This is a genomic window from Paenarthrobacter sp. Z7-10 (assembly GCF_026932795.1).
Taxonomy (GTDB): Bacteria; Actinomycetota; Actinomycetes; order Actinomycetales; family Micrococcaceae; genus Arthrobacter_M.
In genome coordinates this window covers 52,945-64,584 of sequence record NZ_JADPVH010000018.1, presented here as the reverse complement: position 1 = coordinate 64,584, position 11,640 = coordinate 52,945, and the positions used below count along the sequence as shown (strand labels likewise).

The window sequence follows — 11,640 nt, the reverse complement described above, 5'->3', positions numbered from 1 at the left end:
ATCGACTGGTATAACCACCGGCGTCTCCACGGAGAGATCGGCTACATGCCGCCCGTGGAAGCAGAAACCAATTACTACTCAAATCTGCCCGCCATCAAAACGATGGAACGGGTCTAACTAACCCTCCACCAAACCCGGGGCTTGACAGTCACGCGCAGACAAGGGTGACGTCAGTTTCGAGTATAGGGAGAATTACGTGTTCGCCGGGCAAATGTCCGTGGCGTTTTCGCTCCCGCTTGCGGAGCCCGTCGTGGAGACTTCCAACGGTGCATTGCCCCCATTCTTCGCTGGTCTTCTGCCGGAGGGCCAACGGTTGACGGTCCTGAAGAATGCGACGAAAACGAGTTTCGACGATGATTTGACGGCACTTCTGCTGGCTGTTGGGGCCGATGTGCCTGGCGACGTTCAGGTCGGACCAATGGGCACGGTGCCCACTGAGGCCTGACTCGCTGGCGGACACATCGCACCCCGAGGATCTGAACGTCGCGTCCCTGGCAGACTCTGTGGACCTCCACGGGCTGCCCGGCGTCCAAACAAGGCAAGTGCGTCCATGCTGACCACTTCGTTCGCTATGCGGGGAACGCGGTACCTTCTGAAACTGGTTCCGGCGGAGAATCCGCATCTGGTGGTCAATGAGGCCGCCCACCTCACCGGGGCAGAGGGGCTGAAGATTCCGGTAGTGAAGAGTAAAATCATCGGCGACAGGAACGGCAGCGCCTTCATTTGCCCCGTTTACGATGTGACCTGCACCCTGGTTTACGGCGACAACACACTGGCGCTATCACGAGCAGGTAAGACCAAGAACCTCAAGGCAAGGCATTGGGCGGAATTCGCCGATACGCTTGGCCTTCCACAGAGGGCTGCAGCGGCGGCCAACAAGCTTGCCTTGGGCGCCGCCGATTCAGTTTCCCTGGATGAGCTGTCGTTCATAGGACCTCCGCTGCGGGGGGCCCAACGGGAGCTGCGATTCAGGCGCTCGGAGTTCTCGGACTAGCCCTGCCATGATTTGTTCGCTGCCGTGGAATCAGCTCCGACGCCAACGCAGCAATCTGTTTCGCAACTGGAACGAAACAGGCAAAGTCTCATGCAGCGTTCGTGGGTCCTGTCAGGCACGCGGCCTGGTGTCTCCGTCGAGCCGGATTTAATTCCACAGTCCCCCGGCCCAAAACGACACCTGGTGCGAGTCAGTTGGGCGGGGCGGATGGCTCGGCGGGTCAGAGGCCGAGCTCTTCCGGGACGGGGATGTCTTTGGCCAGCAGGTTCTTGGCGAGGAAGTGCTCAACGACGCCGTACCAGACCTTCGTGTGCTGGGGCTGCAGGATCCAGTGGCTCTCGTCGGGGAAGTAGAGGAAGCGGTGGTCGGTTTCGCCGTTCTCATCGACCGGAAGTTGCGACTTGGAAAGCAGTTCGTACCAGAGCCGCAGGCCCTCACCGATCGGCACTCGGTAGTCCTTGTCGCCGTGGATCACCAGCATCGGGGTGCGGATCTTCTCCACGTGCAGGTGCGGAGAGTTCTCGGCAGCCATCTCGGCGGTCATTTCCTTGAGCCAGTAGTGCGCCGAGTCGGTGGTTGGGACGAACTGGTCCAGGGCCCAGAGGCTGGCATGCGTGACGATTGCCTTGAAGCGGCCGGTGTGGCCGGCGACCCAGTTGGCCATGTAGCCGCCGAAGGAGCCGCCCATCGCCGCGGTACGCGTCTGGTCGATGTCGGCGCGGCGCACGACGGCGTCGGTGAGCGCCATCAGGTCCAGGTAGGGCGCGTTGCCCCACTCGCCCCAGCCGCGCTGGATGTACTCCTGACCATACCCGGTGGACAACGCCGGGTCCGGAAGCAGCACCGCGTAACCCCGGGCAACGAGCAGCCAAGGGTTCCAGCGCCAGGTCCACGCGTTCCAGGAGCCCAGCGGGCCGCCGTGGATCCAGAGCAGCAGCGGAGCGGGGCTTCCAGCCGAGGCGCCTCCCGGGAGGGCGAGATAGCCGGGAACGCGGGTGCCGTCCGCCGCGGTCGTTTCCACCCGTTCCAGCGTGCCGCGGTAGGCAGGGCGCTCGGCCGGGGCGGGAAGCCGGGTGACCTCGCCGCTGGCCAGATCGATCCGCACGACCTCCGTGGGGAACTCGTAGGAGCTGCGAAGGGCGTAGGCGCTGCCGCCGTCCGGGGCGACGGCGACGTCGGTGTACGCCGCGGCGTCGGCCGTCAGTCGGACAGGTGCGCCGTCCCCACCTGCGGTGCCGGCGGTGCCGGGCACGGGGATCCGGAACACCGGCGACGCTCCGTCTTCATCCGCGGTTACCAGCAGGGCCGATCCGTCCGGCAGCCAGACTGCCGGCTGCGGCCAGCGGTCCCAGCCCGCCGCCAGCGGGGCCAACTCCCCGCCGTCGGACGAAGTGTCCAGCAGGTGCAGCGCCACCACGGGAGCCCGCTGCGGGGTGGTCTCGCGCTGGCTCAGCACCGCGAGGGTCCGGCCGTCAGGGCTGACCGGGCCGGGGAAGTAGTTCATTCCTTCGGTGTCCAGCAGGACGCGGCGGGTTCCGGTGACGACGTCGATGGCCACCAGCACGGCGCGGGAGTCGGCCCCGGCGAGTGGTTTAGTGTAGCTGCTGTAGAGGGTTTTCCCGTCCGGGCTGACAACCGTTTCGGCGTCACGGAGCGCGCTACCGGCTTCGGGGGTGAGGTTACGAAGCTTGACCGGCGGTACCGCGTCGACAGTTCCCGGCTTACCCGGCTCCGGTTCCGCGCCGGGCTCGACGGCGAATAGCCGCGGCTGCGCAGGGCCCAGGTCCGCGTCCCAGTGTCGCACCGGGTAGCCGCTGTGCAGGATGGCGGCGACCTTGTTGTCCTTGCGGACCTTGCGGCGCTCCTCGTCGTTGTCCTCGTCCGTGGAACCTGCGAGGACGGACGCGGTGACGAACATTACTTCGGCGTTCTTCGCGGCGAGGAGCCCGCTGACGCCGCCGGCGCGGGAGAGCGCGACGCGAGCCTCGCCGCCGCCGGACGGCAGAACCCATAGTGCGCTGACCGGATCGGCATCCGGGCTTTCAGGGTCCGGCCGCGCGGAGGTGAAGTACAAGTTGCCGTCCGCAGCGAACACAGCCCCCGTCTCGCCCTTGGCGCTGCGCGTGATCCGGTGGGCATGTTTCTGGCCGGCGGGATCCAGTTCCCACAGCGCCGTGCGGTATTCGGTGCCCTTGTCATTCAGCGTGGCTACGGTGGTGACCAGCCTTGCCCCGTCGGGGCTCAACGCCAGGCCGCTGACCCTCGGAATGGCGAGGTAGTTGTCCAATTCGTGGAAGGGAGTCCCGGGCTCTTCGCTCATGGGCTGCACATCGGTAGGAGACATGCCTCGATTCAACACCGGCTATGTCCCCGATCACACTCCGTTCACTATAAGTGAAACATCGCTTTCAGATTCCGCGGTCCCTGGGGTCGCAGCAAATTGTCGGAAGTTGGCGGCAGGCCAGGTCAGAAGCAGCGGTTTCGGGTGATTTTCGAGAACGACACCGAGTCGCCGATGTACCGACGGTCGCTCTCGATCCGGCTCTACGAGGCCGACGGGCAGGCGTTGGCGCGTGCTGGCCACGACTTGGCATAACCTCACGCCCTCCGCGCTGGAGCACCTCCCGCACCGCGTCTTCGCCGAAGTGCGGCTCGACGTCACACAGATCGATGCGAAACCTTCTGGCTGAATCGATGTATTCGCCATTAGTTACGAGTCACATCAGAGCGGACCAAGTCGAAACCGTTCGGCCACGCACGCGTTTCAATATGGCAACAGTCCACAGACAGGCCACAGGCGGACCTTCGGCCGCCCGCGTACGACGCGATGACCTCTACATCGATCACGGTGTACCCGGCTCAAGCGTTTAGGGCACCGGGGCGTTGGGCCGGCTTATCGGCGAGGATTCCTCCGAACGCGTCCCTGACTTTTGACACGAGCAGCGGATTGGAGGATTCCGTGGAGTAGATCAGACTGACCGTCGAGGTGGCGTTGTCGTCCTCAATGTCAAGGTAGACCAGTCCCGGGATGGCGAATGCGCGCATCGACTCGGGCACCACCGCAATGCCCAGGTGGGCGGAGACTAAGCCGAGAATGGTGGGAAACTGGACGGCTTCCTGGGCGATGTCAAAGTCCGCCCCCACGGCATGGAGCAGGGCCGAAATGTGGTCAAAGAGCGAAGAGATGCGGCTTCGCGGGAAGGCAATGAAGGCCTCGCCTTTAAGGTCCTTTAGGGCCACACGCGACCGGGTGGCAAGGCGGTGGCCGGAGTCGACGGCGACCACCAGGGGTTCGTGCATGATTATCGTGGCGCTGATGCCCGCCGCGGTCCGTACCTCCCTCGCAATCCCGGCGTCAAGGCTGCCGGCGGCAATGAGTTCCAGTTGCACATCCGTGGTCTCCTCGTGCAGCTGCAAATCGATATCGGGCCACTTCGAGCGCATGTCGCGGACCAGGCGGGGCACCATGTGGATGGCCGCCGAAGAAACAAAGCCCAACCGCAGCCGGCCAAGTTCGCCGCTTCTGGCATGCGTCAGGGCCGCCGTCATGACGGCGTATTGGGCCAGGACCTTGCGCGCGTGCTCCAAGAGCACCTCACCCTCGGCGGTCAGTTCAACGTTGCGGGAATTGCGCACGAACAGGGCGACCTTACACTCGTCCTCCAGTTTGCGGATCTGCTGGCTCAACGGCGGCTGTGCCATGTGAAGGCGTTGGGCGGCCCGGTTGAAATGGAGTTCTTCGGCCACTGCCACAAAAAGTTCAAGGCGCCTGAGGTTCATGTAATCAAGACTAGACCGGTATTGAAGTGCGTCAAATAGATATTTTATTTTGCAGCGCGATGCACCTAACGTTGTTGGTGAGAGAAGTCACAGATCAGAACAAAGGATTGAAAATGCCCGTATTGACCAAGGCCGCCGGCAGCTTCATCAACGGAACTTGGGTTGAGGGATCAGGTGCTTTCGTGTCCCGATACAACCCGGCGGTGCCGGAAGAGGCAGTGACCAGCTACCGCCAGGCCGGCTCCGCGGAGCTGGCGCAGGCGATCCAAGCCGCGGCTGCCGCAGGCACGTCCTGGGACGGGCTGGGCATACTGGCCCGCGGCCGGGTCCTGGCCGCCGCGGCGGCAGCCATCCGGGACCGGGCCGAGGAAATAGCCGCTGTCATGACAGCCGAGCACGGCAAAACGATCGCGGAGTCCCGGATGGAGGTCGACGCATCGGCGGACACCTTTGACTACCACGCCGCTTCCGCCCGCAATCCCGTGGGTACCGAATTCCCCTCCAGCCATCCGGAGGAGCGGATCTTGACTGTGCGGCGGCCGCTGGGTGTGGTCGGGGTGATCACCCCCTGGAACTTCCCCCTGCAGATTCCGGCCTGGAAGATCGCTCCGGCGCTCCTGCACGGCAATACGGTGGTGTGGAAGCCGGCGAGCAACACGCCAGGTGTCTCCGTCCTGCTGATGGAGGCGCTGGCCGCCTCCGGCATCCCCGCCGGCGTCGTCAACCTGATTCTGGGCCCGGGCCAGCTGGGCTCCGAACTGGTGTCCGATCCGTTGGTGGGCGGGGTGACATTCACCGGCTCCGTTCCGGTCGGCCACCACATCCGCGAAATAGTCTGCGGACGGGGGGGCGAAACTGCAGCTTGAACTCGGTGGACACAACGCCACACTGGTGCTTCCGGACGCTGATGCTGAACTCGCTGCCACCAGCGTTGTCGCCGCCGCCATGGGATCCACCGGTCAGAAGTGCACCGCCACGCGGCGCGTCATCCTGGTCGGCGGCGGGCACGAGGACTTCTTGGCAAGGGTCAAAGACAAGGTCTCGAAGTTGGTCCTGGGACCGGGCACGGATTCCTCGGTCCAGATCGGCCCCGTCGTCTCGCCGTCGGCCTGTGAAGAAATCAACGCCGCCATCGAGCAGGCGCTGTCGGAAGGTGGGGAAATCTTGGCGCAGGCGGTCCTGCCGGAGGGGGAAGGCAGCTACGTCGCCCCCACTGTGCTCACTGGACCGCGCTCCATGACCATCTGCCAGGAGGAAGTCTTCGGCCCCGTCACCACTGTGCTACCCGCGGACACCCTGGAGGACGCCATCGAACTGGCCAACAACACGGCCTTCGGACTCACCGCCGCCGTCTTCAGCAGCGACGAGCGTGCCATCCGCCGCTGCGTGTCCGCGCTGCAGGCAGGCTTGGTCAAGGTCAAGGTCAACGCACCGACCACCGGCTCCGAACTCCACGCTCCGTTCGGGGGAATGAAGGATTCCACCTTCGCCGGACCCCGGGAGCAGAACAGCGCCGCCGCCGCCACTTTCTTCACCCATGAAAAGACCGCCTACCTGCGCCTGGCACCCAAGAAGGTATGACCATGAACCTTATCGACGAAGAAACCAGGTGTGAGCTGCGCGCCCCGGAGGCTGTGCTCTGCGGTTCCGACATGAACGGTGCCTGGGGCACACGGCACAGTTTTGCCCGCACCATGCTCCGCCGCGCGGCGTCCCACCAATGGCGCGTGACCAAGTCCCGTCTGGAGCTGGACGAGTTGGGTCGGGGGACAGCCGTCTACACCATTGACGCCGAGGGCTACAGCTTGAAGTTCATCGCTTTCTGCCAGGCACTGGAAGAAAGCGAGCGCACCGACAGGGTCATCGCGAACGCCTGGGACGTCACGGCCGCACTCATCGAAGGTGTTCTGAGCCCCGAGCGAGAGGCGGAGTTGCGCCGCAATGTCACGGTCCAGGAACAAGGTCGCACCGACCCGGAAACGTTCATCATGACCCGGGCCAACCGCAGCGCCCGTTTTTTCGACTATGTCAGCGACTGCCTTGCCGCGGGGACCCAGCCGGACGTTGCGAAGATTGGCCCAAGCCCCTATCTGATCCGCAGCACCGCGTTCTACGGCAATGGCAAGTTTGGTCTCAAGGAGCTGGCCACGCTGCCGGCCGCCCACCCCTTGTCTGTCCCTTACCGTTCGCAAATGCTCGCCGCCTGGCTGTTGCGCGAACTCAGCATGGATCTGGTGGAGCACGTTGCCAGGGCCAAGGCCCGGGCCGCGGGAACCAATGCTGTTCCCCTGAATGCGCAGTGGGGCAAGTACTTTGGGTTGGGCAACGCCACCGGCTTGGGCATGGTGCCTTTCCTTGTCAACCACCCCGGCTACCTCGACGCCTGGTGCAAGCTCCGCGAGATTCCCCTCGCAGTGGGGCTCGCCACCAGGTACGCACCGGAGGATCCCGACCTAGGCCGGGTTGTTGAATTACTTGAGAGGGCGGACCGGCACCTGGCGGAAAAGTCCGAGTTGAAGACTGCGCCTTTCCTTTCGACCGATTCGATCAGGCCCCAACTTCGCCAGCTGCTGGGCGAGCTCCAGGCCTTCAGGGCGTCCGGTGGGAAGGCCGTCCCCGTGCTGGCGCGCCTGCACGAACTGGCGGCCGACCTTAGCCCGGAAGCCCGCGGACTCTTCGCCTCCATCGTCATTGAACTCCGGAACGATTTCGATCGGGATGCCGAAGCCATTCTCACAGTGGGCGCCCCGCCGCCCTTTGACCCGGCCATGCGCGGGGTGAACTGCGGGCACTGCTGGAACAGAACTATAGCTGGACCCGCACCTTCGACTTTGCCGCCCCAGAGCGCTCCTCCTACTACTGGTACACCTCCGCGGACAGCGAAGAACCGAGGCGGGCGCAACGGACACAGATGGCCCACGGCACGGTGGAGCACTGCACGGACGTGGTACGCCGGATCAACGCCCTGGCTGCCGATTTGGAACGCTTCCCCGCCGGATCCAGTGTGGCTGAATTCCTGCTGGCTCATCCGGGCCACCGTTTTGCTACCGAACGGATCCAGCAAACCAAGGATTACCGCTATGGGGATCTGCAGGACAACCTCTTGGATGCACAATTCCTGCCGCTGAGCACCCAACGCTTCCAGCTGGCAACGTACGGCATGAACAACTTCAGCCCGCAGTCCACTGACTGGGTACGCGTCACTTTGTTCAGCGGCGCCCCGCGCGTGGCGGAGGTCATGAACGGAACCGACGACGACGATTGGCTGTTTCCGCTGGCACCTGAAGGAGAGAAGTAATGAGTGTGCACCAGCAGTCGACCGTCGTGGACGGGCTGCAGATCAGCAACTGGAGCCGGCCGGTTCTGGAGGAACTGCGCACCGGCGGCGTCAGCGCCGTCAACGCCACCTGCGCCGTCTGGGAAAACGCGGCTGAAACGATCCGCTCTATCGCCCAATGGCTCGAGCTGGCCAACCGCAACGACGACCTCGTCTTCTTGGCCAGCACCGGCGCCGACATCAAAACGGCGAAGGAACAAAACAAGATCGCTGTCTTCCTGGGCTTCCAGAACGCCAGTCCCTTCGAGGACGACTACCGCTACGTGGAACTCTTCCACCGCCTCGGTGTCCGCATTGCCCAGCTGACCTACAACAACCAGAACCTGCTCGGGGGCGGCTGCTTCGAGACCGAGGACTCAGGGCTCACCCGCTATGGACGTGTGGTGGTGTCCGAGATGAACCGCGTCGGGATGCTGATCGACCTGTCCCATGTTGGGTACCGCACCAGCCGCGACGCGATCGAAGCTTCCACGGTGCCTGTTGCAATCACCCATTCAAACCCCCTGTGGTTCTTTGACACACCCCGGAACAAGCCCCACGACGTGATCCAACCGCTTGTTGACCGTGGGGGAGTCATTGGCTGCTGCCTCTACCCGACCGTCAGCGGTGGCGAACACGTTACCATCGAAAGCTTCGCCGGCATGGTCTCACGCATGATCGACCAGTATGGGTCCTCCCACATCGGTCTGGGCAGCGACTGCACCCGCGGCTGGGACCACGAATTCGTCGGCTGGCTCCGCAACGGCCGCTGGCAGCCGACCGCACCGGAAAACTCACCCCGTTGGCCCGCCTGGCCCAACTGGTTCAACGGGCCCGAAGACTTCCCCCGGCTCACCGAAGGACTGGCGGCCGCCGGACTCACCGATGACACCATTGCCGCAGTCCTGGGCGGCAACTTCAGCCGCCTCTTCGCCGAGGTCATGGACAACACAAAGGAGGAGGTAAATGTCTGAGACCACAGTGTCAGCCACCACAGACAGTGCCCACGGTAACGCCGTCTGCTCCGTCCAGCCCCGCGAGATCGTCGAATCGGCGTTCCGCGCCCTGTGCGCCGCAGGTGCGGACCCTGCCGAGGCCCAGGAAGGCGGACTGGCCGTGCTGCGGGCCGAAGTCGGCTCAAAGGACGGGCTTGCCCTGGTTGAGCAACTGTTCGCGACGGACTGGTCCCAGCCCGTGCGTGCCGCAGCCACCAGGTCGACCGCCTGGGCTGGTGTCACCGTCCACGAACTCGACTGCCCCGACCAGCCGGCGTTGCGTTCGGCGATGCAGCTGATTGACCTTGCCGCCAGCGGCGGCGCCGAAGAAGTCCGGGTCAGCCGCACAACGGTGTCCGGGATCCCTCGCCCACTGTGGAATGATCTGCTGCTGCGGCGCAGCGCCAACCTGCAGCGCACCATTATTGTGGCCATTTGCACCAAGGCCGGGACGGAATACCTCTCCGTCCACCATGGCGCCGTCACCTCGGAAAGCGAGCCGCCCAGCGCAGCCATGGCAGCATCATTGCTGCCGCCATCGGAAGGGGAAAACACGGTCGTCGTCGTCCTTCCAGGCACTGCCGGACTGGTCAGCCAGAAGGCAAACATTTGTCAAAATCCTCTGAAAGTAAGTGAACACGAATGGCTTCGCATGTATCAGCTCTCCCGGAACTACCTCATGGCGGACCGGTGAGCAGCATCGAGCGCACAGAGTTCTCCGACGGCAAACCACGGCCCTACTCGGCCTCGGCTGCCGTCAACGGCATCGTCTTTCTTTGCGGGCAGGTACCGGCCCGTGCCGACGGTTCAACCCCGGCCGACATTGCCGGTCAAGTGGTCCAGGCCTTCGACAACCTGGAAAACGCCCTGGCGGATGCACATTCAAACCTGTCCAGCCTCCTCAAACTCACCGTCTTCCTCGCGGACCTGGACGAGTTCGAGGACTACAACGCCGCCTACCTCACCCGGCTCAGCGGCCATCCACTGCCTCCCCGTACCACGGTGCAGGTTGCCCGATTCCGGGGCGAGAAACGCATCGAAATCGATGCCGTCGCAGCCGTAACAGCCTGACCCACCCCCGGTCACGGATCTGTCGGGTAACCACAGTTGCTTTCCCTAGCCCAGATCGGAACCATCATGCTCTCCCACGCACCTGTTCCAGCACCCACCTCCCAACTAACCATCGATTCAGCACCGCTGAACTCGTTCCACAAGCGTCTGACCCTCTTCAGCTCCGGCGGCCCGTTCCTGGACGGCTACATTCTGGCCATCATCGGCATCGCGTTGGTCCAGATCATCCCCCAATGGCAGATGAACGAGTGGTGGAACGGGCTCATCGGCGCTTCCGCACTGGTCGGCGTGTTCATCGGTGGACTGGTCTTCGGCAACATCACGGACAAAATCGGCCGCAAGCTCATGTACACGATCGACCTGGTCGCGATCATCGTGTTCTCGATTGCGCAGTTCTGGGCCAATGAGCCCTGGCAACTGTTCACTTTGCGCCTGCTCATCGGTATTGCCGTCGGTGCCGACTATCCGATCGCCACCGCTCTCGTTGCCGAATTCGTGCCGTCAAATTGGCGGGCCCGGCTGCTGGGCGGCTTGAACGCCATGTGGTTTGTCGGGGCCACCGTGGCAGCCTTTGTCGGCTACTGGCTGCTGTCGCTCGATGACGGCTGGCGTTGGATGCTCCTGTCCTCGGCGGTACCGGCAGTATTGATCCTTATTGCCCGGGCAACGATTCCGGAATCCCCGCACTGGCTGGTCGGCAAGGGCCGCCACGACGAGGCCCTGGCAATCCTGAAGAAGACCATCGGTGATGAAGCAACCTTGGACGGGATCACGGCCCACGATCCCAACGCGGTCAAGCTCAGCACCGGCAAGGCTTTCAAGATGGTACTCACCGGCGGATACCTGAACCGCGTCATCTTCATCTCTATCTTCTGGACCTGCACCATCGTGACGCTGTTCTCGATTTACGCCTTTGGTCCGCAGATCCTGGCCCTTTTTCACCTCGATTCCGGCGACGCGGCCAACATTGGCTACGGGCTGATCAACGTGTTCTTTCTCGTCGGCAATATCGTCGCCCTGCTCGTCGTCGATAAGCTCGGCCGTCGCCCTGTCCTGATCTGGGGCTTCATCCTCTCCGGCGTCGGTCTGCTGTTCCTGGCCCTGTTCCCCACCGCCCCGCTGGGCCTGATCGCCCTGGCCTTCGCCTTCTACGCAGTTTTCAACGGCGGGCCCTCAATCCTGGAATGGATCTACCCGAACGAGTTGTTCCCGACCAAGGTCAGGGCCACCGCTGTCGGCCTGTGTACGGGAACCAGTCGCATTGGCGCCGCCATCGGTACCTTCGCCACACCCCTGGCCCTGACCCATCTGGGGCTCTCCGGGACCATGTGGATCGCTGCCGGTATCGCTTTGGTCGGGGCGGGTGCCAGCTACTTCATGGCACCGGAAACCAAGGGCAAAAACCTCGAGGACGCAGCCTCACTTCACGCCTGAGAACGCCGGAATGCACCGCGACACCCGATAATTCATAGACAAGGAAACAC

Annotated in this window: 11 protein-coding genes and 1 pseudogene; 10 read left to right on the top strand and 2 right to left on the bottom strand. The window is 63.8% G+C overall.

Annotated features, from left to right (window positions below; genetic code table 11):
• Window positions 1-166: 166 nt before the first annotated feature.
• Both IV498_RS07510 and IV498_RS07505 read left to right on the top strand, forming a co-directional pair.
• Window positions 167-445, top strand: a pseudogene (locus IV498_RS07510) (HipA N-terminal domain-containing protein); the annotation flags it as partial.
• 105 nt (window positions 446-550) lie between these two features.
• The gene (locus tag IV498_RS07505) at window positions 551-994 is read left to right on the top strand and encodes a hypothetical protein (RefSeq protein WP_269045939.1); all 444 of its coding nucleotides are present in this window, start codon (window positions 551-553) and stop codon (window positions 992-994) included.
• A gap of 220 nt (window positions 995-1,214) precedes the next feature.
• Here IV498_RS07505 and IV498_RS07500 read toward each other — a convergent pair whose 3' ends face one another.
• The gene (locus IV498_RS07500) at window positions 1,215-3,338 is read right to left on the bottom strand and encodes a S9 family peptidase (protein ID WP_269045938.1); all 2,124 of its coding nucleotides are present in this window, start codon (window positions 3,336-3,338) and stop codon (window positions 1,215-1,217) included.
• A 515-nt stretch (window positions 3,339-3,853) separates the two neighbouring features.
• Window positions 3,854-4,774, bottom strand: a complete 921-nt coding sequence (locus IV498_RS07495) for a LysR family transcriptional regulator (protein WP_269045937.1) — start codon at window positions 4,772-4,774, stop codon at window positions 3,854-3,856.
• 113 nt (window positions 4,775-4,887) lie between these two features.
• On the opposite strand from IV498_RS07495, the gene IV498_RS07490 reads away from it, so the two are divergent.
• The 8 genes from IV498_RS07490 to IV498_RS07455 all read left to right on the top strand — a co-directional run bounded on the left by IV498_RS07490 (window position 4,888) and on the right by IV498_RS07455 (window position 11,590).
• Complete coding sequence (locus IV498_RS07490) at window positions 4,888-5,640, top strand: aldehyde dehydrogenase family protein (RefSeq protein WP_269045936.1); 753 nt, start codon at window positions 4,888-4,890, stop codon at window positions 5,638-5,640.
• A 25-nt stretch (window positions 5,641-5,665) separates the two neighbouring features.
• The gene (locus IV498_RS07485; RefSeq protein ID WP_269045935.1) at window positions 5,666-6,355 is read left to right on the top strand and encodes an aldehyde dehydrogenase family protein; all 690 of its coding nucleotides are present in this window, start codon (window positions 5,666-5,668) and stop codon (window positions 6,353-6,355) included.
• A gap of 2 nt (window positions 6,356-6,357) precedes the next feature.
• Complete coding sequence (locus tag IV498_RS07480) at window positions 6,358-7,902, top strand: hypothetical protein (RefSeq protein WP_269045934.1); 1,545 nt, start codon at window positions 6,358-6,360, stop codon at window positions 7,900-7,902.
• Window positions 7,878-8,072 (top strand): hypothetical protein, encoded by a 195-nt coding sequence (locus IV498_RS07475; protein ID WP_269045933.1) that lies wholly within the window; start codon window positions 7,878-7,880, stop codon window positions 8,070-8,072. Before IV498_RS07480 ends, IV498_RS07475 begins: the two co-directional genes overlap by 25 nt.
• Complete coding sequence (locus IV498_RS07470; RefSeq protein ID WP_269045932.1) at window positions 8,072-9,064, top strand: membrane dipeptidase; 993 nt, start codon at window positions 8,072-8,074, stop codon at window positions 9,062-9,064. Before IV498_RS07475 ends, IV498_RS07470 begins: the two co-directional genes overlap by 1 nt.
• Window positions 9,057-9,779, top strand: coding sequence for a hypothetical protein (locus tag IV498_RS07465; RefSeq protein WP_269045931.1), 723 nt, complete (start codon window positions 9,057-9,059; stop codon window positions 9,777-9,779). Before IV498_RS07470 ends, IV498_RS07465 begins: the two co-directional genes overlap by 8 nt.
• The gene (locus tag IV498_RS07460) at window positions 9,776-10,156 is read left to right on the top strand and encodes a RidA family protein (RefSeq protein ID WP_269045930.1); all 381 of its coding nucleotides are present in this window, start codon (window positions 9,776-9,778) and stop codon (window positions 10,154-10,156) included. Before IV498_RS07465 ends, IV498_RS07460 begins: the two co-directional genes overlap by 4 nt.
• A gap of 66 nt (window positions 10,157-10,222) precedes the next feature.
• Entirely contained in the window at window positions 10,223-11,590 is a 1,368-nt protein-coding gene (locus IV498_RS07455) for an MFS transporter (protein WP_269045929.1), read from the top strand.
• The last annotated feature ends 50 nt before the right edge of the window (window positions 11,591-11,640 follow it).

Excerpts from the sequence above, each read along its gene's own strand:
- IV498_RS07480 (WP_269045934.1), top strand. The coding sequence starts at position 6,358 with ATGAACCTTATCGACGAAGAAACCAGGTGTGAGCTGCGCGCCCCGGAG.
- IV498_RS07505 (WP_269045939.1), top strand. The coding sequence starts at position 551 with ATGCTGACCACTTCGTTCGCTATGCGGGGAACGCGGTACCTTCTGAAA.
- IV498_RS07470 (WP_269045932.1), top strand. The coding sequence starts at position 8,072 with ATGAGTGTGCACCAGCAGTCGACCGTCGTGGACGGGCTGCAGATCAGC.
- IV498_RS07500 (WP_269045938.1), bottom strand. The coding sequence starts at position 3,338 with ATGTCTCCTACCGATGTGCAGCCCATGAGCGAAGAGCCCGGGACTCCC.
- IV498_RS07455 (WP_269045929.1), top strand. The coding sequence starts at position 10,223 with ATGCTCTCCCACGCACCTGTTCCAGCACCCACCTCCCAACTAACCATC.
- IV498_RS07490 (WP_269045936.1), top strand. The coding sequence starts at position 4,888 with ATGCCCGTATTGACCAAGGCCGCCGGCAGCTTCATCAACGGAACTTGG.
- IV498_RS07495 (WP_269045937.1), bottom strand. The coding sequence starts at position 4,774 with ATGAACCTCAGGCGCCTTGAACTTTTTGTGGCAGTGGCCGAAGAACTC.
- IV498_RS07465 (WP_269045931.1), top strand. The coding sequence starts at position 9,057 with ATGTCTGAGACCACAGTGTCAGCCACCACAGACAGTGCCCACGGTAAC.